Origin of the sequence: Occallatibacter sp., assembly GCF_035317045.1 — a bacterium.
In the GTDB taxonomy this organism is placed as follows: domain Bacteria; phylum Acidobacteriota; class Terriglobia; order Terriglobales; family Acidobacteriaceae; genus Telmatobacter.
In genome coordinates, this window is the sequence record NZ_DATHHT010000029.1 from 167768 (window position 1) to 188579 (window position 20812).

General features: G+C 58.7%; 18 protein-coding genes. 7 read left to right on the plus strand and 11 right to left on the minus strand.

Going from position 1 to position 20812, the window contains the following annotated elements; translation table 11 throughout:
* Complete coding sequence (locus VK574_RS14945) at positions 1 to 1371, minus strand: pyridoxal phosphate-dependent decarboxylase family protein (RefSeq protein ID WP_472800651.1); 1371 nt, start codon at positions 1369 to 1371, stop codon at positions 1 to 3.
* A 255-nt stretch (positions 1372 to 1626) separates the two neighbouring features.
* Between VK574_RS14945 and VK574_RS14950 the strand changes: the two genes are divergently transcribed.
* Positions 1627 to 1827: a cold-shock protein gene (locus tag VK574_RS14950; RefSeq protein WP_026444771.1), complete on the plus strand. Its 201-nt coding sequence runs from the start codon at positions 1627 to 1629 to the stop codon at positions 1825 to 1827.
* A gap of 92 nt (positions 1828 to 1919) precedes the next feature.
* Here VK574_RS14950 and VK574_RS14955 read toward each other — a convergent pair whose 3' ends face one another.
* Positions 1920 to 2441, minus strand: a complete 522-nt coding sequence (locus tag VK574_RS14955) for a GNAT family N-acetyltransferase (protein WP_472800652.1) — start codon at positions 2439 to 2441, stop codon at positions 1920 to 1922.
* Positions 2442 to 2817: 376 nt separating this feature from the next.
* On the opposite strand from VK574_RS14955, the gene VK574_RS14960 reads away from it, so the two are divergent.
* Together VK574_RS14960 and VK574_RS14965 are read left to right on the plus strand one after the other, a co-directional pair.
* The gene (locus VK574_RS14960) at positions 2818 to 2985 is read left to right on the plus strand and encodes a hypothetical protein (RefSeq protein WP_472800653.1); all 168 of its coding nucleotides are present in this window, start codon (positions 2818 to 2820) and stop codon (positions 2983 to 2985) included.
* 251 nt (positions 2986 to 3236) lie between these two features.
* Positions 3237 to 4889: a S10 family peptidase gene (locus VK574_RS14965; protein ID WP_472800654.1), complete on the plus strand. Its 1653-nt coding sequence runs from the start codon at positions 3237 to 3239 to the stop codon at positions 4887 to 4889.
* A gap of 116 nt (positions 4890 to 5005) precedes the next feature.
* On the opposite strand, the gene VK574_RS14970 is transcribed toward VK574_RS14965, so the two are convergent.
* Complete coding sequence (locus tag VK574_RS14970; protein WP_472800655.1) at positions 5006 to 5395, minus strand: hypothetical protein; 390 nt, start codon at positions 5393 to 5395, stop codon at positions 5006 to 5008.
* 311 nt (positions 5396 to 5706) lie between these two features.
* Between VK574_RS14970 and VK574_RS14975 the strand changes: the two genes are divergently transcribed.
* The gene (locus VK574_RS14975) at positions 5707 to 6987 is read left to right on the plus strand and encodes an SEL1-like repeat protein (RefSeq protein WP_472800656.1); all 1281 of its coding nucleotides are present in this window, start codon (positions 5707 to 5709) and stop codon (positions 6985 to 6987) included.
* A gap of 180 nt (positions 6988 to 7167) precedes the next feature.
* Here the strand turns inward: VK574_RS14975 and VK574_RS14980 are convergent, their stop codons facing one another.
* From VK574_RS14980 to VK574_RS14990, 3 genes are all read right to left on the minus strand, one after another.
* A complete protein-coding gene (locus VK574_RS14980) occupies positions 7168 to 10005 on the minus strand; it encodes a phosphoenolpyruvate carboxylase (RefSeq protein ID WP_472800657.1) in 2838 nt (945 codons plus the stop codon).
* A 281-nt stretch (positions 10006 to 10286) separates the two neighbouring features.
* A complete protein-coding gene (locus tag VK574_RS14985; RefSeq protein WP_472800658.1) occupies positions 10287 to 11249 on the minus strand; it encodes a hypothetical protein in 963 nt (320 codons plus the stop codon).
* Between the two features lie 323 nt (positions 11250 to 11572).
* Positions 11573 to 11950: a hypothetical protein gene (locus VK574_RS14990; RefSeq protein ID WP_472800659.1), complete on the minus strand. Its 378-nt coding sequence runs from the start codon at positions 11948 to 11950 to the stop codon at positions 11573 to 11575.
* A gap of 292 nt (positions 11951 to 12242) precedes the next feature.
* Here VK574_RS14990 and VK574_RS14995 point away from each other — a divergent pair, with 292 nt between their 5' ends.
* Positions 12243 to 12800: a DinB family protein gene (locus tag VK574_RS14995; protein ID WP_472800660.1), complete on the plus strand. Its 558-nt coding sequence runs from the start codon at positions 12243 to 12245 to the stop codon at positions 12798 to 12800.
* 95 nt (positions 12801 to 12895) lie between these two features.
* Here the strand turns inward: VK574_RS14995 and VK574_RS15000 are convergent, their stop codons facing one another.
* Together VK574_RS15000 and VK574_RS15005 are read right to left on the minus strand one after the other, a co-directional pair.
* Positions 12896 to 14890 carry an ABC-F family ATP-binding cassette domain-containing protein gene (locus VK574_RS15000; protein ID WP_472800661.1) on the minus strand — a complete coding sequence of 665 codons (1995 nt, stop codon included), beginning with the start codon at positions 14888 to 14890 and terminating at the stop codon, positions 12896 to 12898.
* Between the two features lie 27 nt (positions 14891 to 14917).
* Positions 14918 to 16144, minus strand: a complete 1227-nt coding sequence (locus tag VK574_RS15005; RefSeq protein ID WP_472800662.1) for a zinc dependent phospholipase C family protein — start codon at positions 16142 to 16144, stop codon at positions 14918 to 14920.
* Positions 16145 to 16476: 332 nt separating this feature from the next.
* Here VK574_RS15005 and VK574_RS15010 point away from each other — a divergent pair, with 332 nt between their 5' ends.
* Both VK574_RS15010 and VK574_RS15015 read left to right on the plus strand, forming a co-directional pair.
* Positions 16477 to 17175: a CoA transferase subunit A gene (locus tag VK574_RS15010; RefSeq protein ID WP_472800663.1), complete on the plus strand. Its 699-nt coding sequence runs from the start codon at positions 16477 to 16479 to the stop codon at positions 17173 to 17175.
* 4 nt (positions 17176 to 17179) lie between these two features.
* A complete protein-coding gene (locus VK574_RS15015; RefSeq protein WP_472800664.1) occupies positions 17180 to 17812 on the plus strand; it encodes a CoA transferase subunit B in 633 nt (210 codons plus the stop codon).
* A gap of 4 nt (positions 17813 to 17816) precedes the next feature.
* On the opposite strand, the gene VK574_RS15020 is transcribed toward VK574_RS15015, so the two are convergent.
* From VK574_RS15020 to VK574_RS15030, 3 genes are read right to left on the minus strand one after another with little or no spacing between them, the layout of a single operon-like run.
* Positions 17817 to 18602 carry an enoyl-CoA hydratase/isomerase family protein gene (locus tag VK574_RS15020; RefSeq protein WP_472800665.1) on the minus strand — a complete coding sequence of 262 codons (786 nt, stop codon included), beginning with the start codon at positions 18600 to 18602 and terminating at the stop codon, positions 17817 to 17819.
* 30 nt (positions 18603 to 18632) lie between these two features.
* Entirely contained in the window at positions 18633 to 19505 is an 873-nt protein-coding gene (locus tag VK574_RS15025) for a beta/alpha barrel domain-containing protein (RefSeq protein WP_472800666.1), read from the minus strand.
* A gap of 52 nt (positions 19506 to 19557) precedes the next feature.
* Positions 19558 to 20748 (minus strand): acyl-CoA dehydrogenase, encoded by a 1191-nt coding sequence (locus VK574_RS15030; protein WP_472800667.1) that lies wholly within the window; start codon positions 20746 to 20748, stop codon positions 19558 to 19560.
* Positions 20749 to 20812 lie beyond the last annotated feature (64 nt).

A 20812-nucleotide genomic window follows, 5' to 3' on the forward strand; every position in this document is an offset into this window, starting at 1 on the left:
TCACCCATTCTCCACTTCAGTACAAACGGCGCTCAACTCAGTCCAGATGCGGTGTAGCCATGCCTCGTGTTCCGGCTTCATCAGTACCGATCGCAGACAGGTTACATACCCTTCAAGCGCGCTCGAAGGATGCTCTGGTCCAAACCAGAATTGCGGCAATTGTACTAGCGCCAAATGCAGGTTGCGCTCCGCACATGCTGAAAAAATCGATTGCCCCAGGGCCGTCGCCAGCTCTGCCGTTGCCGCCTTCATCTTCCAGACCACGATGTCCAACTCGGGCCCACCTGCCGTCAGCGCTTCAATCCGGCCATCGCTCCGCAACCGCCGATCCAGCTCAACCGCCGCCCTCCTCCCGGCTGCTAGTCCCCGTGCAAACTCACCACCCGGCTTCAGCGGCAATAGCCTCTGTGTCGTCCACAAAGCTACCGCTGCTGCCCCGGCGCGCGAGCACTCCAGGCTGATCTCCCCAAGGTGCAATTCCTTCGAAGTGAAGTACGTATACGGCGAATCGTGCTTGTAGAACCGTCCCACCCCCGGATCTCGAAACAGCACACACCCGCATCCATAGGGCTGCAGTCCATGCTTGTGTGGATCGATCACGATCGAGTCCGCCTGCCCGATCGCCGCGAACGCTCGCCCCGCAGGCTCATCCAGCGCATCCTCAATCAGCTTGAAATACCCGCCATACGCCGCGTCCACATGCACCCTGAACCCATGCCGATCCCGCAGCACCAGGATCTCCGGCAACGGATCCACCGCACCGATCGCTGTCGATCCCAGTGTCACCACCACCGTACCCACGTCGCCCTTGCGCAGTTCATCTTCCAGCGCATCCAGCCGCATCCTGCCTCTTGCATCTGCAGCAACTGATCCATACTCCAGCTTCAACACTCCCGAAATTCTGTGGTGCGTATAGTGCGCCTGCTCCGACCCCACAACTCGCTTGTCCGCCGCCACCTGCCCCGCCACCCACAGCGCCTCCAGGTTGGCCATCGTCCCACCCGAGGTCAGATGTCCCAGGTACTCGCTCCATCCGAACATTCCCGCGATCTCCGCCACTGCTTCGATCTCCATCGCGGAGCTTGCCCGTCCCCCATCGCGCGCGTGATTGTTCGGATTGATCGACATCGCCAGCGCATACGCAGCCCGCGCCACCGGGTGCGGCGGCTTCAGCATCTGCCCGGCATACATAGGATGAAAGTAGGGATAGTTGTCGCCCAGCCGCTGTGCCGTCTCCTGCAGCACCGCGCCCATGACATCGCCGGCAGTATCACTCGCCCGCGCGGGTTCAAAGTCCGGCAGCAGGCCAAATTCCCGCTCCAGCTCTTCCGCGGCGCGGGCCATGAGCTCGGGGACAAGATCTTTGGGCATCGCGACCCTCCACCCTATCACAGCCTTGCCCTGCACCGTAAACCGCTCAGTTTCAGTGGCATCGCGCCAGCTTAAATCTGCTGCTGAACTTTCGTGTCCGCAAAAAAGGCCTGGGAATTTGGAAGAAAATGTTACACTTTGGATAGCGTTAGAGTCGAACCGGGCGTGTGCAGTAGCTCGCCCAAACAAGCAAGATTCTGCCAGTGGTCGCTCCGATTCATCCAGCGCAATTCAAATCCAGGAAATACGAACACAATGGAACAAGGTACTGTGAAGTGGTTCAATGACGCGAAAGGCTTCGGCTTCATCTCGCGCCAGAACGGCGAGGACGTCTTCGTGCACTATTCTGCAATCAACTCGAGTGGTTTCAAGAGCCTGCAGGAAGGCCAAGCCGTCCAGTTCAACGTGGTAAAGGGACCCAAGGGCTGGCAGGCCGCAGACGTTCAACCGCTGTAATCCACCGGATTCCGGCAGAATCTAGCAGACAGAAGCAAGGGCTGGGAGCAATCCCGGCCCTTGGCTTTTCAGATCTACTCGAGCTTCGCGCACTATTCCAGTTTCGTCAGTGCCTTCAGATCCGCCCACGCGTAAGCAACCTCCATCAACTTCGCGCCTCCGATCTCAATCACCTTCGACATCGCCATGTGCGCTCCCGTCTTCTCGTAGAAGCTGCGCGAACGATTCTGCTCCAGAACCCACACCGCCATGCTCTTGAAATTGCGCTCCAGCAGCGCGTGGGCCATCGCCCGCAAAAGCCCCGCGCCTATCCCTCGCTTTTGTGCGTCCCTCAGCAGATAGATCGCATAGAGTTCCGCATCGCATGCCTCTACCGGTTCCCGGTTCTTTCCGCCATTCGCAAACCCCACGACGCGTCCGTTCCACTCGGCCACAAACACCAGCGTCTCGCCGCTCAGCCACTCGCGCCACAATTGCGTACGTAAAGTCTCATCCAGGCCAGCCAGGTATGCATCCGGCACGATTCCCGTGTATGTCGTCCGCCAACTCTCTACGTGTACGTGCGCGATCGCACCCGCATCGTCGATCCCCGCCGCCCGAATCGCGATCGTCATCCACGCACCTTCGTTCCGCTGCGAATCGTTCCTGCAAACTTCCGTCACGCCTGGCAGTGCAAAGACTCCGCTTTTTCACCTGGAACTCCGGGTAGTATGAATCAAACCCGCCAAGGAACACAGCGGTAAAGTTGCTCAGGTGTCTAGCCCGCACGACCCGGAAAGCTCAAAGGGGGGTGGCTAGCGTCACGGGCTGTGGTGCGCCGATTCCACCCAGCCCGTGATCCATACCCTGCTTTGACTTCAACTTCCAGCATTCCCGTTTGCGCTGCGAGCTCTGAAAATACCACCCATTACTTTAGGATGGTTGACCCCGCCGTACCTTTGATTTTCTGCAGTTTTCCAGTGCTACACTTCGCCAAGTGGAGAGATAAACATGGATCCCTATCGCGTAGCCTATGAACAAGCCATGACGGAACTGAACGAGATCACGAGGAAGTTCGATCTCCTCCGCATGCAAAAAGCTCAGGTCGAAAACCTCATCAACGCGTTCCGCCCGCTGATTGAGAGCAACGACCAAACCGCCAACGCCATCGCCGGCTAATCCGGGCCGTGGTTGTCGCAAACGTATGCCGGCGCAAGCCGGCATCTCAGTCTGCTTCGCGCTAATCCACCCCGCAATTTGCATTCCTTCGATGCGCAAGGCTACTTGCGTAGCTGAGATACTTGTCTCCGCGCGCGACCCTTGCGCGTGCCCTTCACTTCGCGTTGCTCATCACCATTGCTGCTTGATGCCGGCCCTCAGAGGGTATACTCCGGGAACCGAAGAATAATCCCAGGAGGTCGTTCCCCACTATGCCGCATCGCGCTCGCACTCGCTGGCTCGCCACGCTCTCGCTTGGCCTTGTTGCCGCATCTCTCGCATTCGCGCAGAACAACGCCGCGCCATCAGGCGCAAAACCCGATTCCAAAATCATTCCCACCCCTGATGTACCCGCCGACTCCACTACCGAAGGTTCTCTAAAGGTGGGCAGCCAGAACATCGACTATCGCGCCGTTGCCGGATCTCTCACCGTCGGCTCTACGGATCCGCAGGACGCCATGATCGGCTTCGACGGCAAGTACCTGGCCGATGCCTCGATCGACATGACCACTAAGCCGGAAGATCGTCCCGCCACCGCGCGCATCTTCTACACCGCCTACTTCCAGAAGAATCCCGCGAAGAATCGCCCCATCACCTTCCTCTACAACGGTGGTCCCGGCAGCGCAACGATGTATCTCCACATGGGAGCCTTCGGCCCCGAGCGCCTGGTGCTTCCGCAGGATTCCGCGCACCAGGAAGGTGCGCCCTACCAGATCGTCTCCAACGAATACAGCCTTCTCGATGCCAGCGACCTTGTCTTCATCGATGCGCCCGGCACCGGCTTCAGCCGCATCTACGGGAAAGACGCCGGCAAGGCGTTTTACGGCACCGATCCCGACGCACACGCCTTCGATCGCTTCATTCGCCGTTTCCTGTCGAAATACGATCGCTGGAATTCACCCAAGTATCTCTTCGGTGAAAGCTATGGCACTACACGCACCGCGGTGCTCACCAACCTGCTGCAGCGCCATCTCGATCTCAACGGATCCATCTTCCTTTCGCAGATCCTCAGCTTCGACTCGAGCGCCGACGGCCCGCAAGGCAATCCCGGAACGGACAATGGATACTTCACCGCGCTGCCTTCGATGGCCGCAACCGCCTGGTATCACCACCGCGTTCCCAGCAAGCCAGCCGATCTTGAACCGTTTCTGAAAGAGGTCGAGCAGTTCTCCCTCGGTGCCTATGCCACTGCTCTTCTTCAAGGTGCCGACCTTCCTGAAGCCCAGAAAAAGGAAGTCGCCGCCAAGCTCGAAAGCTACACCGGCGTCCCCGCAGCTTATTGGATCAAGGCAGACCTCCGTGTCAGCGGCGGCGAATTTTCCAAAGAGCTGCAATCAGAATTGGGCATCACCACCGGCCGCCTCGACACTCGCTACGAGGGGCCGGATATCGACCCTCTCAGTGAAGAAGCAGAATACGATCCTTTCGGTTCCGCCACATCCTCCGCCTACAACACCGCCATCAACCAGTACGCCCGCGACGTCCTGAAATACGGCGAGAACATGACCTACAAACCCTCCGCGCGCGAAGCCAACGGCTTCAACTGGGACCTGCACCACCAGCCACCGGGTGGCCAGGGCTGGGACGATTCCAGTGTCAACGTCATGCCCGACCTCGCCATGGCCATGAAGCGCAATCCCAAACTCAAAGTCCTGCTCATGGGCGGTTACTACGATCTCGGCTGTACCTACTTCGGCGCGACCTATGAGGACAAGCACCTGCAGATTCCGCATTCTCTGCAGAGCAACATCGACTACAAATTCTTCCAGACCGGCCACATGGTCTACATCACCACGCCCGCGCTGAAAGAACTCCACGACGCCACCGCCGACTTCATCAAGAAAACCGAAGACGGCACCAAGTAGCCCTCAACGCAAACCAGCCCTCCATCACGGAGGGCTGGTTTGCGTATATCTCTCGGAGAACTTGCCGTGGGATGCGGCATGAGACAAGCGTTCTTAGGCGCCTCGTGATCGACGGTTTACTTGGCCGAACGCCGGTGACTTCCAAGGACAACCAAGACGGTTCCAGTTGCAGCAAGCCCAATCCCGCCGCCATAGAGTGCGGCTTTTCGGGATGAGTTTTCCCAGCTATTGAATACGGCAGTCCCAACGATGACAAATCCACCGCATGCCAGCAGGCCAACGCCGACGCCGGCCATGGTCTTTCCCCCGCCTGTCATGTGGGTCGCGTGAGCCGGTTTGGTTGGTTGAGCCGCCGAGTTGTCCTGGCCAGCGTTAAGCGCGGAAACGTTGAGCGGTGCGCCTGCGGTTACCATCAACGTGCGGAACGGGACAGGGTCCTCCGCCATGGCCAGCATGGAATTACACAACAGCCCTGAAACGAGAAGTGCCACTGCGACAGCCTTCATTGATCTCTCCTTGCAGCTTCGTCAAACGCCGCCAGATTTTCGGGGGTGGGAAGAATTTGCTAATCGTTGATCCAATGAACCCTGCTTGTCAAGCGAAGGTCGAGATATTCGTTGGCTTTGAGTAGAACTCGCCGGTGTTCTGCGGCCCCTCAAAGGTCGGTCGCTGCAATCGCCCGGTTCAACTCAGGCATCGCCAGGCCGTCAGGCTTCCGCTGAAGCCAATCAACCTGCAAAGCAATGCCGCAAACTTCCGTGACCTTTCCGGCGCACCCTCACCGGTCCAGAATTACTCTCAATAGCAAAATGAAGTGGTGGCGGCCATCAGAATTTGTTTCGAAAACCCGGGACCCGGCCAAGTGCGGTTTCCCGCGCTAGCGCTGCTATTCCTCTGCCTTGTGCCCACCTTGCTGTGTGCGCAAGAGCCCGCCCCTGATACTCTCGCTGCCGCCACAGCAGGAGACGCCAAGGCGCAATTCGCCCTCGGCGATTACTACTACGGCGTCCGCTTCCAGACTCTCGACTACGCGGACGCACTGATCTGGTACCGGAAAGCTGCCGCCCAGCGCTATGCACCCGCGCAGAATCAGCTCGGCAGCATGTATCAATACAACACCGGCTTGCCACAGAGCGACAAGAGCGCCGTAAACTACTACCGATTGGCCGCGAATCAAGGCTATGGGCCCGCGCAGTTTAATCTGGCGGCTATGTACGAAGATGGCCACGGCGTCAAACGCGACTATAAGCAAGCCCTCACCTGGTACCGCAAATCAGCAGATCAGAATTTTCCCGCCGCCGAAAAGCAAATAGGCTACTTCTACCAGTGCGGATTTGGCGTCAAGCGCGATTTTGCCCAGGCGATGACCTGGTATCGCCGCTCCGCCGACCATGGCAACGCGGATGCGGAAAACCAGCTGGGCTATATGGCCGAAGAAGGATGGGGCCAGCCGCAGGATTACACCGTGGCTCTTTCCTGGTTTTACAAAGCAGCGGCACACGGCAGTAACCAGGCTGCAGAAAACATCGGCTACATCTTTCAGCATGGCACAGGCGTCAAAACCGACTACGCGCAGGCGATGTCGTGGTTTGCACAAGCTGCTGCGCAAGGCAACAGCGATGCCGATAACCAGCTCGGCTGGATGTATCAATTCGGAGAAGGCGTTCAGGTTGACAATGCCAGGGCTTTGACGTGGTATGGCCTGGCTGCGCACCTCGGAAATGGGAAAGGGCAAAACAATCTCCAGAGTTTCACCGACGATCTCGAGGACGACGGCGATTGGCAGAACGCCACCCTCCACGTCAGCGATGCTGCCATCGCGCAGGCTCAACGCTGGGCTGATATCCGGGATCTTCAGCGCCGCATTGACCAGGCTGAGGCCCATGCCCTCTATCAGGACGATTACGCCGGCCAACTCCAACACATCGGCCACGGCAAAAGCGACGCCATGATCAAGGTCTTCAACACGATCGGAAGCGTTGCCGCCGTCCAGCACCAAACCGAAGCCGCACAGTCACACGCCGAAGCTGTGCGCCTCCATGATCAGTTGGCACAGATCGAAAGCCAAAACCAATCGGCCGCTATTCCCGCTCCCTAGGATTCTCCTGATTCATTGAAGAGGTGTCATTCTGAGCGCCGCACGCATGGCGGGGCCCCCGGCAACAAGTCTTCGTCGCTGGGGTCAGCGGCGCGAATAGCCTGCTTTTTTCGCTTTAGATTTCAGTACTGAAACCAGGATTGAGCTTCAACTGTAAACTGCGAATTCTGAACCGTGAACTCACCCGGTGTTCCGCAGCCCCGCCGAAATCCCGCTGATCGTCGCCGCAATCGCCCGATTCACTTCCGGCGTATCCTCCCCCGCCCGCTTCCGCCGCAGCATATCCACCTGGATCAAATGCATCGGATCGACATAAGGATTCCGCAGCCGGATCGAGTGCGCCAGCACGCGATTCGTCTCCAGCAATTCCTTCTGCTGTGTAATCGCCAACACCGCCCGCACCGTGCGATGGAACTCACCCTCGAGCATGTCGAAAATCCGCTCGCGCAGTTTCGCATCCGTCACCAGTTCCGCATACACCCGCGCCGTGGCCAGATCCACCTTGCCCAGCGCCATCTCCACGTTGCGCAGCAGATCGATAAACAGCGGAAACTCCCGCGCCATCTCCTGCAGCAGATCAAGTGATCCTGGCTGCTTCGTGAACTCCTCGATGGCAAACCCCACGCCAAACCACGCCGGCACCAGCAGACGCGACTGCGTCCACCCAAACACCCACGGAATCGCACGCAAATCTGAAAGCTTCGGACTCTTGTTCCTGCGCGCCGGCCGCGAGCCGATCTTCGCGTGCTCCAACTCGCCCACTGGCGTTGATTGCTCAAAGTACGCCACCACATCCGCATCATCCAGAATGTGCTTCCGATAGAACCCGAACGAAATCTCCGACAGCTCATCGAGCGCCGCTTCCCACTCCGGCTTCAGCACTCCCGTAAAATGCCCCTCCGGATCGCGCGCGTTCGGCCGCGCCAGAGCATCCAGCGAAGCCGCAATCATCAGCTCCAGGTTTCGCTCCGCCAGCACTTCGTCCGCATACTTGAAGTTCAGCACCTCGCCCTGTTCCGTGATGCGAAGCTGTCCCTCGAACGCATCCATCGGCTGCGCAAAAATCGCACGATGCGTCGGTCCGCCGCCGCGTCCCACCGTTCCCCCGCGCCCATGAAACAGCCGCAGTTTCACGCCGCACTCGTGCGCCACCACGTGCAGGTCGCGATGCGCGCGGAAAATCTCCCACGTGCTGGTCAGCATTCCGCCGTCTTTATTTGAATCGGAATACCCCAGCATCACCTCCTGCCAGTTATCCCACGAAGCCAGCAGTTTGCGATAATCCGCACGGCCCCACAACTCGCGGCAAATCGCCGGAGCCCGCCGCAGATCCTCAATCGACTCAAACAATGGCACCGGCATCAGCCCAGGATCACGTCCTGATCCCTCTACCGTAACGCCGGCCAGCCGCGCCAGCCTCACCACCGCCAGCACATCCTCCACGCTCGATGCGCCGCTGATCACGTAGTGCCGAATCCCCTCCGGCGAGCAGCCCTGCTTCATCTCCGCCACCACGCGAAACGTCTCCAGCACCGACGTCGTCTCGGCTGACATCCCCGCCGGCAACTGCGGAGCAATCGTGTCGCTGATCGCCTCCTGCAGCGCCGCCGCGTGTACCCGTGCATGCTGCCGTATGTCGAGTGTGTGCAGATGAAGCCCGAATGTCCGCACCTGCAAAATCAGTGGATCAATCAGCGTGCGCGCAATGCGCAGCCCCGCGTTCCCCGCCAGCGAACTCCGAAGCGTCTCCAGATCATCCAGAAATTCCTCAACCGAGCAGTACTCCGGCAACACCTGCGCAAGCTTTGCCTGCCCCTGTGCCAGCGTATACGGCATCACCGGCATCGTGGCGCCATGCCTTCCCGCCTGCTCCAGCGTCCGCTGGATGCGCGCCTTCACGCAGATAATGAATCGCCGATAATACTCAAATTCGTACTGCGCGCCAAACACCTGAGCCTCCGGCGTGTGCACCAGTTCCACATACGCATCCAGCCGAATACGCAGTTCATCGCTGACCGGCCGTTGCTGCGCGCTCGTCGTCAGCAGATCGATAATGTCGTCCAGCCGCGCCTGGTAGTAGAGCAGCAGATGTCCCCGCGCCAGTTGAATCGCGTCGCGGGTCACATCCGGCGTCACAAATGGATTGCCATCGCGATCGCCGCCAATCCACGAGCCGAATTGCAGCACCTGCGGCAACGCGTGCACTTCAATTTCCAGACCGTATGACGCGCGCAACGCTTCGGAAATCTCCTGGTACAGCCCCCACAGCGTCGCAAAGATCGAGACATCGTAGTAATCGAGTCCCATCTTCACTTCGTCGTACACCGTCGGTCGTCGCGATCGCACTTCATCTGTCTGCCAAAGGCTCGTAATCTCCGCGCGAATCGCTTCTTCGAGCCGCGCCAAATCCTGCTCCGGCACCGGAATGCGATCGAGCGTCGCCAGAAATTCCCCGATCCGCCGGCGCTTGAACATCACCGATCGCCGCGCGACCTCTGTCGGATGCGCCGTAAATACCGGCACAATCAGGATCCGCCGCAGCCAGTCCATCGCCTCGTCCGCACTGATTCCCACCCGCCGCATCTCGCACAGCGTGCCTGCCAGCGATCCCCGTTGCCGCCCCGTCTCCCCGCTCAGTTGCAGAGCAATCCTCCGCCGCTTGCGATGATTCGTTTCCGCCAAATTGATCAGCTCAAAATAAAACGCGAACGCACGCGTCAGCAGAATCGCCCGCTCCGCCGGCAGCGAGTGCACTAGTTCCAGCGCTTTCGCCTCCTGCCGCTCCGCCTCTTTCGCGTCGCCCCGCGCCTCCGCATCCCGCCGCCGGATCGTCCCCTGCCGCAGCGCTTCCACGTGCGCAAAAAGATCCTCGCCCGCCTGCTCGCGCAGAACCTCCCCCAGCAGCGTCCCCAGCGACCGCACATCGCGCCGCAGCGGAGCCTCTTTCAACTCGCCCGAGCGCGCCTCAAGCTCAGCCAGCCGTTGCGACCAGTTCTCCGGATTCCACAAAAGCCCCATCGTCTCTTGATTATGCACGACCGCAAGTAACGGCCGTCTCAGGAGATCGAGTACAAGAATGGTTTGTCATCTTGAGAGGAGCGCAGCGGAGTCGAAAGACCTGCAGTTGTACTTTTAAGAAGATGGCGGTCTAGAACGGTGCCGGGTGCCCATCCTTGAGACTTCCCCGAAAACCATACTCCCGTATTTTTAGCGGTGTCATCCTGAGCGACCCACGCTTGGGGCCCGCGGACAAGGTCATTCGGTTAGCATCGCGAAGGACCTGCAATTCTTTCCGACCCTCACTTGCCCTCAACCGCCCGCACTGATCCTCGCAGCGCCCTTTTCACCCCGCGATACGCCCTGCCCAATGCACTTCCAGTCTTGCCGGAAGCAGTATTCAAAGCACCGCTTGTACTCGAGTCGGCCGTCGTCAAAGCCATCCCAACGCCCGCAATCGCATCGTCGCCCCCAAGAATCGCCGCCTGCGCAGGCCGTTTCTTCGGGCTCGCCCACGCAATATCTTCAGGCCCCATCCGGTCCAGACGCGCAATCCGCGCATCTCCAAAATCGCTTCGTCCCAATTTGTCAGCCAGCGGCCACTCCGGCGATCCCGTCCACGTCGAGCCGTTCATCGGCGCGGACGGCTCACCGACATTGATCAGGTTGCTGATCGACAGCCGTTCTTCATTGCCGCACCGGTCGGCGCCGCAGCCTCTCGAACAAATCGTCTGACTTAGAAAAGCCGCGTGCTTTCCGCTCGAGATCCAAAGTTCCGGCCCATGCGACTCGGCCTTCAGTGTCTTCGCGCGCGTAATCTGGCTTGCATCGCACAACGTGTCCTCATGCGCCGCTGCATACCAGTACCGCGCCATCCAGGTCCCGGCGTTGTCGCGTTCCAAAAGAGCAGACACATGTTCCGCGTCGAGATTGTGCCCTCTCTGCCCGCAATCCTTCCGCCACAGATCGTAGTAGTGCAGCTCAATCTGCTCCGCATGTCCCGCGCGCGGAAAGGCCTGCCCATAAATCGTGCTGTTCTCCGCAGCCACCACCGGCTTCAAAACTGACGGTTCAAACTCCGCCGGCTGCGTTGAACAATCATCGCGGCTGATCATGAATCGTGGCGCAAACTGCTCGAGCAACGCCTGCTCCTGTACGTCCGAAAGCCCATCGTGATCGCTGTCGGGCGCTGAGCTGTTCGCCGGCTCCTGCCCCGCTACACCCACACACGCCGCCAGTAAGCCAGCGAAAATCAGAAACCGCATTCGCTCATCCTACTCCCTTGCAGCAGCCAGCTTCTCAGCCGCGACCTTAGATCCAGGCCCCGAAGAATGTAGACGAAAAGGCAATTGCCGGGTTGCCCACCACTCCCCGTATCGCTTCCTATCCCAGCTTCCGCATTCCTGCGAGTGCATAGGCCATCGCCGAAGGATTTCCGGTCGAGTTGAGCCTCTCCATCTGCTTGGTTGCTCTCGGGTAGGGAAGAGCCAGAACCCGCTTGAAATCGAGTTCCTGCTCTACCGCCGACCGGAAGTAGTCCAGTCTTGGGGAGTCCGAGTCGTTCCTGGGCGAAGATTCGTTACACCGCCTAGCTTTCATCCCAGGCCACTACGAGGAGCCACTCATCGGGGCGACAGAGCGTGACAGCGTCGCCATCGACCACGGTCTTTCCTTCCCATTTGTTTGTGATCAGGTCGCCCGCGCCGGAAAGCCAGTTGTCGCGTGCCATGGGTGGCGAGTCGGCAATCTCCGACATCAGGTGTTGAGCGGGGGCGGTGTATTTACATGGGTAACCATTGCCACCGAGATCAACTGCTTTGCCTGCCTTTACGAGCTCGTTGAGCCAATCGAGCCCGCCAATTCCTGTTTGCCAAACAGCAAGGCGTGTACCCTCTGGCGTCGCGAACGCCGCTGGCGATTCACCGCCGTCTTTCTGCTTGTAAACACTAATGTGCCAGCCGAGCATTTCCGAGCCCTCCTCACAGAAGAGTCGAACCTTGGTATCTAGCCTCGAATGATCGGCCCAATTATAAGATCGTTCCAAGCCCAGCGAAACGCCGGAGGATGAACCGGTGACGAGGAACGTAGTGCGCGGGTGCTGAGTAGCCTGGCGGAATCTGCCTGGATTTATCCCAGCGATCATTTCCGATGGCCCCCGGGAGCAAATCAGGCATTCGCGTCAGACGAATTCGCTGGCTCCTCGTCCATGAGAACAGCTTTCTTCAAAATTTACGATGGAATGCAAAGGAGAGTGTCGCATGAGAACGATTGCCAAGAGTCTTCCTCTGGTCCTGGCGGCTGCGCTTTTTGCCCAGATTGCTCACGCCCAGGCGGCGCCGAAACCCGCTGACAGCCCATCCAAAGTGTTGCTCCAAAGCTGGAACGACGTTGGCCGAAAACTGATTGCGATGGCTGAAGACTTTCCCGAGGACAAATACGACTTCAAGCCGAATCCCGCCCAGCGGTCTTTTGCCGAACAGCTTTTGCACGCGGCCGTGAATGTGAACTACTTCGTCAATAACTTGGCCAAAGGGACGAAGCCGTCAACCGGCGACGTAAAGCGTGCTGACTACGCGACCAAAGCGGCGGTGGTCGAATACCTCAAGAAATCCTTTGCCGAAGGCGCGACGATGATCAAGAGCAAAGGAGATCGCGGGATGAGCGACCTATGCATCGATCCGTTCACCAACCAGCAGGTCCGATTTTCCGACCTCGCCTGGGGCTTTATCGAGCATTCCGGCGAGCACTACGGACAGCTTGTGGTCTATTACCGCGTGGCCGGGATGGTGCCGCCGGAGTCGCGCCCGAAAAAATAACCGCCTACGCGATCATGGATTAACGCTGCCCTATCCAGAATTCCCATCCCGATGACGGTTGCATCACTGGTCCTTGCTGATCACCGCGGCGAAGGCTAAGCCCCTTCTAACTGCACCATCAACTCTTCCCACTCGGCCGTCAACGCGCCCAGCTCCGAACGCAATGCAGACGCCAGCTCCGTCAGCCGCTGCGTCTCTCCAGCCGACACATATACGCCCAGTTGCTCCTCTGTATGCGTAATCGCAGCCTCAACCCGCGGAATCTCCTCCTCGAGAAACCCGCACCGCTCCTCCATCTGCTTCTGCTTGATCGGATTCAGCCGCCGCGACCGCCCGTTCTCGGGCCCACCCTCAATCACAATCGTCGTGCCAATTGGTGCTACACCTTCGTGCACCATGGCGTTGGGTGCCCCGGGTCTCGCATTTGAGACCTGGGTGGGAACACCCCTCGTCGAGATTGACTCGTCGAATGCCGAAGCTGCGGCGAGATCCTCCTTCTTCCGTAGGTAGTCCTCGTAGTTCCCGGGATAGCTCGTGATCACCCCGTTCTCCACCTCGATCACCCGCGTCGCCAGCCGATCGATGAAGTACCGGTCGTGCGAAACAAAGACCACCGTGCCTGAAAACGCGGCAATTGCCTCCAGCAGCACATCCTTAGCCCGCATATCCAGGTGATTCGTTGGCTCGTCCAGCAGAAGAAAATTCGAAGGCGACACCAGGATTCGCGCCAGCGCAAACCGGTTCCGCTCTCCACCCGAAAGTACGCCTAACGGCTTGAATACATCATCGCCGGAAAAGAGGAAACACCCCAGCAGCGACCGCAACTGGCTCTCCGGCACCTTCAGCGCTGCGCGGCTGATGTCGTCGAGCATCCGCGCCTCGGGATCGAGCACCTTGTACTGATCCTGCGCAAAGTACTCGCTCACCACGTTGTGTCCCAGCTTCACCACGCCGCTCGTCGGATCTTCGGCGCCCGTCAGCAACTTGATCAGCGTCGACTTCCCCGCACCATTTACACCCACCAGCGCCACGCGATCACCGCGCTCGATGGTAAACCGTGCATTGCTGAACACATGCTTCGCGACGTAGCTCTTTCCGAGACCCTCAGCCTCCACCACCGTGCGCCCCGACGGCGGAGGCTGCGGAAACCTGAAGTGAATCACCGGCTCTTCTTCCGGAATCTCGATCCGCTCGATCTTCTCCAATTCCTTGATCCGCGACTGCACCTGCTTGGCCTTGGTGGCCTGTGCGCGGAACCGGTTGATGAACGCCTCAAGATGCTCGATCTGGTCGCGCTGATTCTTGTACGAAGCCTGCAGCTGCGCGCGTCGCTCATCCTTCTGCGAAAGGTACTTCGTGTAATTGCCCTGAAAGATCGTTAGCCGCTTGTTCCAGATCTCGACCGTGCGATCGATCGTTACGTCCAGAAAATACCGATCGTGCGAGATCAGGATGTACCCGAAAGGATAGTTATGCAGATAGTCCTCGAGCCAGTTGCGCGTTTCAAGATCGAGATGATTCGTCGGCTCATCCAGCAGCAGCAGGTTTGGCTTGGCCAGCAGCAGCTTGGCCAGTGCAATGCGCATCTGCCATCCACCGGAGAACTCGTCCACCTGCCGCGACCAGTCCTCCTTGCCAAATCCCAGCCCGGTCAGAACAGTGCCCACCTGCGCATCGAGCGCATAGCCATCGAGCGCATGAAACCGCTCCTGCACCATCGAGTAGCGCTCTGCTGCCGCTTCATACTCAGGGCTCGCATGATCAAGTTCGGAAAGCTGCGCCGCCGTCCGCTCGATCTCGCCTTCCATCGCACGCAGCTCATCAAACACGCTCAGGCACTCGTCAAACACCGTGCGCCCGCTGAGCGTGAGTCCCTCCTGCGGCAGGTATCCGATGCTCATGCCCCGCGTCAGCTGCATCGTCCCGTAGTCCAGCGACTCCAGGCCGGCCAGTACCTTCATCAGCGTGGATTTGCCGGTGCCGTTGGCGCCTACCAGCGCAGTCTTTTCCTTGCTGCGGATCAGCCAGTTGGCCTCAAGGAACAGCGTGCGCGGGCCAAACCGCTTGCCGGCATTTTGAAGAGAGAGCATTCCTCTCTCATTCTCGCAGAAGGATCGCTATTGCTGGTTGCCCGTCGGTGCCTGCGCCGCCGGCGCGGCGGGCTGTGCGGGACCCGGGGTGAAGGTCTTCAGCGCGTCAAGATTTGTCTGCACTTTCTGCCATTTCCCCGGATCTTTCTTCGTATCGTTCGGCGCCGACGCGTTTACATAGAATCCGAGAATGTTCTTCTGCAACGGGACCGTCGTCGCATCGAACTTCTTCTCCGCCAGCTTCGAAAGCAGTTTCGCATAGGTGTCGTCAGCGAGCGTGTACTCCCCGGCAGCCGTCGCCTTGCCGCTATCGAGATCGTCATCGGGAAGACTGATCGTCACCGCCCGAACCTCTTTCAGCAGCGAGCCGTACTGGTCCACCGTTGCATTGATGCTTGTGAAGTACAGGTCTTCCGTCTTGGCTGTCGGGATGTTGAAGTCCAGCGCCTTCAGCGGGCCGATCTTTGGAAGAACCTTCAACAGGACTGCCAGCAAGCGCTCGCCAAATCCGGCGCGCTTGTAGTTTCTGCCCCACTGCTTTTCGTAGTCCGCCCGCGAAAGGCGAAAGAGAAACTTCTGCTTCTGAAAGTTCGGAACTTCGTGCGCAATTTCTTTTTTGTGCGTTCGCAATGCCACCTGCGTCATGTGCGGAATCAGCGAACTCACGGAATAGCGAAACGAGCCAATCGCCAGGTCTTCATGCGGCAGCACATCTTTCAACTGCACTCCATATACCACGGGAAAGACTCGCTCGAGCAGATCCTTGGAAACTTCGAATCCGATGAAATCGTGGTACTGCTGTGGCGCGTAGCGCTGCTTTGCGACCTGCGCCATATCGAATCCGAATTCCGTGCGAATGTGCGCCGTCTTGTCCTGCGCATAGAGAACAATGGGCCCGAATTTGGCGCGAAGTTTGGGATAAGTAAGGGAGACCGCCTGATTCACCGCGGGATGCCCCGTAATGTCCGATGCGTAATGTGAAAGCGCTCCCAGCGCAAAGGCATACTCGTTGGCGTTCTGACTCTCCTTGATGAGTTCCATGACAAAATCGCCGCTGCGCACGTAGTGCACCAGGTCGCTGAACTCCTGGTTGCCGAACGGATAGTAGCCCATGTCCTGGATCACCGCGCCGCCGTACGCATACGCGTGCGCCTGCCGCATCTGATCGTCCGTCAGTCCGGGATACCGCGCCAGGATCATCGGTCGGAGCTGATCGTTCCACAGCAGATCTATAATCTGTTCATGCGTGAGCACTGAATATGCTCGTGAAGGTCTGCCTCCGCTCAGCAGCAGAAACACGATTGCAATACCGCCAATTGTCGAACGAAACTTGCTTCTTCCGAAGAGTGCGCGAGAATTGAATAGTTCAAGCATCGATCAGACTTTCTTTCTATAGCCGAGACTTCGTGCGCTGATTCTAAGCGATAGTCTTTTCAATTGGATGCCCGCCGCGAGATCGGCGTTGTCCTCCCAATGCATCGATCTCGGGCGTTAATGTTTAGTCGCTTGGCGGAAATGAGGCCATTCATGTAAAACAAGCGACGGGAGCCAAAACCTTAAAACGCCCCTCCGATCAACAAGACTCCGTGAATAAGCTCTTCCCCAACCCGAAAGCCGCGCTCAAAGGCATCGTGCACGACGGCATGCTCATGGCCATCGGCGGATTCGGCCTTTGCGGCATCCCCGAAGAACTCATCCTTGCCCTGCGCGACACCGGCGTCCGCAATCTCACCATCGCCAGTAACAACGCCGGCGTCGATGGCGCCGGACTCGGCCTTCTTCTCGCCACGCGTCAGATCAAGAAGATGCTTTCAAGCTACGTGGGCGAAAATGCCGAATTCGAGCGCCAGTTTCTATCCGGCGAAATCGAAGTCGAGTTCTGCCCGCAGGGAACCCTCGCCGAGCGCATGCGCGCCGGCGGCGCAGGCATTCCAGGCTTCTACACCCGCACCGGCATCGGCACCATCATTGCCGAGGGCAAGGAGCACAAGGACTTCGACGGCAAAACCTACATCCTCGAGCGTGGCTTCGTTGCCGACTTGTCCCTCGTGAAGGCCTGGAAGGCCGATCTGCACGGCAACCTCATCTATCGCCGCACCGCACGCAACTTCAATCCCAATGCGGCAACGTGCGGCAAAATCACCGTTGCCGAAGTGGAAGAAATCGTCCAGCCCGGCGAACTCGATCCCGACGAGATTCATACGCCAGGAATCTTCGTTCATCGCCTCGTCCACATCCCTCATCCGATCAAACGGATCGAGAAGAAGACCACGAGAGAGGGCTGAGCCAATGCCATGGACACGCAACCAGATGGCTGCACGAGCGGCGAAAGAGCTGCAGGATGGCTACTATGTCAACCTTGGCATTGGCATCCCTACGCTGGTATCGAACTTCATTCCCCACGGTGTTACCGTCACGCTGCAGTCTGAAAACGGCCTGCTTGGCATGGGCCCGTATCCGCGCGAATCCGAGATCGATGCTGATTTGATCAACGCCGGGAAGGAGACGGTGACGTTTGTTCCGGGAGCAGCAACATTTTCCAGCGCCGATTCCTTCGCCATGATTCGCGGCGGTCACATCGATCTTGCGATTCTCGGAGCGATGCAGGTTTCCGAGCGTGGCGATCTAGCCAACTGGATGATTCCCGGCAAACGCGTCAAAGGCATGGGTGGTGCGATGGACCTGGTCTCCGGCGTCCGCCGCGTCATCGTCCTCATGGAGCACACCACTCCCGACGGCGGCCACAAGCTTCTACGCGAATGCACGTTGCCTCTCACCGGAAGCGCCGTCGTGCATCGCGTCATCACCGACCTCTGCGTTCTCGATGTGACGGAGTCGGGGTTCGAGGCATTTGAACTCGCCGATGGCGTAACCCGAGAGCTGGTTGAACAGCGCAGCGGAGCGCCATTGCGTTTCCGCTAGTTTGTCAACACCTGCTCTTCCAGATGGGCTTTCGCTTCTCCAGAAAAGCAGCTATGCCCTCGCGGAAATCGCTTGATTCGCGAGAATCCGCGTTGGCTTCTAAGGCCGCAACGATGGCAGCATCCAGCCACGCCCGATTTTGCGTGGCCAGCAACCGTTTGGTTGCGCTCATCGATTGCGGGCTGTTGGCGAGGAGAGATCTCGCCATTGCTTCTGCGCGGGGTGCCAACTCTTCACGGTCCACAATCTCGTTCACCAGGCCCAATTGCTGCGCCTCCGTCGCTCCAAAAAGCCGGCCGGTCAACAGAAGATCTCGGCAGCGCTTGTCCCCGACTTGCAATGAGAGGAATGCAGAAACCAGAGCCGGAACAAAGCCGATGCGAACTTCCGTAAATCCGAATTTTGCAGTCGGCGTTGCCAGTGTGAAATCGCAAACCGTCGCCAGCCCGGTTCCTCCGGCGATGGCGGGTCCGTTCACCGCCGCAATCGTTGGAACCGGCAGCTCATAAAGCGACACAAGCAGCCGCGCAACCCGCTCCGCGTCGGCGCGATGTTCTGCCGGAGTCCTGTCACGCATGGTTTGCAATTCCGAAAGATCCAGCCCGGAACAGAACGCATCGCCGACGCCCGTCAAAATCACGGCACCGCATGGAGTCGCAGCCGTCTCCTCGAACACACCGATCAGCTCCGTCTGCATCTCCCGCGTCATTGCGTTTCGACGTTCGGGCCGATTGAGTGTGATGGTGCGAATGGGCAGGTCGTCCGTGACGAGAATCGTCTTATGGTTCAAATCCCGCTCCTTTCAGAAACGGCGCATCGCTTACTGGACAGCGGAACCAAAGCGGCTCGCAATATCATTGCTCGCCTCGATCAGGGTGTCCATAGATTTGAAAGCGGGCAAAGTTGCTCCGTTTCTCAGCAATTCGGCTATAAGAATCTCGGTGGGAATGTTGCCGACCAGAACATCCTGCGCGAACGGACAACCGCCCAGTCCGCCAATCGCGGCATCGAATCTTCTGCACCCCGCTTGGAATGCGGCTCGAATGCGCTCAGCGGCTTCTGCGGGTCGCGCATGCAAATGTACGCCGATCTCCAGGCCGTCGTACTGTCCGATCACCGCAGAGAGAACATCGGCAATCTGATCGGGCGTGGCGACGCCGACGGTGTCGGCAAGTGAAATTTCGGTTATCTGGCATTCGGCAATCAAGTCGCATGCCTGCAGGACTTCATCAAGACTCCACACGTCTCCGTATGGGTTGCCAAAGGCCATCGAGATGTACGCGACTACATTCCTGTCTGCATCGGCCGCGAGGCTCCGGATATCCTGCAGAATTTCGAGGGATTGGTCAAGCGTCTGATGCTGGTTTCGGCGCAGGAACTCCGGGGAGATGGAGTAAGGGAAGCCGAGTGTCCTTACCGCGTTGGTTCGCAGAGCGCGCTGTGCGCCCTTTTCATTGACAACAATGCCAATGATCTCAACGTTGGCGGGAGGTGCCACCTCGGCAAGAACTTGCTCCGAGTCCGCCATCTGCGGAATTGCAGCCGGCGAGACAAAGCTCACCGCATCAATGTGCCTGAATCCCGCATCGATGAGCTTGCGAAGATAGCTGGCCTTTACTTCGGGCGCGATATTCCCCGGGAGACCCTGCCACGCATCTCGAGGGCACTCCACGATCTTGACGGTTTTAGCCATTCGAATCACCTGCAGGCGCCGAGAGGGATGCCTTTCGTGGCCGCCCAATGAGCTAACCGCGCGAGGGATAAACCTTGAGAATCTCTCTCGCAATTACCATGCGTTGAATCTCGCTCGTGCCTTCGCCAATGGTGCACAGCTTCACGTCTCGATAATACTTCTCCGCAGGATAATCCTTGATGAAACCGTATCCGCCAAATAATTGCACGGCATCGTCGCAGATGCGCACTGCTACTTCGCTCGAAAACAGCTTGGCCATCGATGATTCACGCGTCACCTTGCGCCCGGCGTCTTTCAGCACCGCAGCCCTCTGCGTCAGCAGCCGCGCAGCATCGAGTTCCGTCGCCATATCAGCCAGCTTCCACTGGATTCCCTGGAACTCCGCAATCGCTTTCCCGAACTGCTTGCGCTCCTTTACATATTTCAGAGCGGCATCCAACGCACCGCGCCCAATCCCGAGCGCCAGCGCCGCGATCGAAATGCGGCCTCCATCGAGTACGCGCATGGCGTCAATGAAGCCCTCGCCTTCCGCGCCTAGCAAATTCTCCTCTGGAATCTCGCAGTCTTCGAAAATCAGCTCACTCGTATCGCTGGCGCGCAGGCCGAGCTTGTTCTCCTTCTTGCCTGGACGAAAACCCTTCGTCCCCTTCTCCACAACAAACGCCGACAGACCATGCGTGCCCTTGCTCTTGTCGGTCGAGGCGATCACCACCGCCACATCGGCATAGTGGCCGTTGGTGATGAACGTCTTGTTTCCGTTCAGGATGTAGCGATCGCCCTTCTTTACAGCCGTCGTGCGCGAATTGCTGGCATCCGATCCCGCACCAGGCTCGGTCAATCCCCACGCAGCCAGCCACTCGCCGCTCGCCAGTTTCGAGACATATTTCTTCTTCTGTATTTCATTTCCCGCGAGGAAAATATGGTTCGTTCCCAGTGAATTATGCGCGGCAACGATAATCCCAACCGACCCATCCACCGACGCCAGTTCCTCGATCGCAAGAACATAATCGACATAGCCCAGCCCCGCGCCTCCATATTCCGGCGGGAAAATAATTCCCAGCAGTCCCATCCGGCCGAGCTTCTTCACCACGTCGAGCGGGAATTCGCTGACCTCGTCCCACTTCATCACATTGGGTGCGATCTCGCGCGCTGCGAATTCACGGATCTCGCGGCGAAGTGCCTCCTGCTCCTCGGTCAATACGAAGGGATACAGGTTTTCATTTGTTTCGAGCGCGACGCTCATGCTGTTTGGCTCCTTTACGTCCGGGGGGTTGACGCCAGCCTACGCTGCTGACTGGTTAAGATGC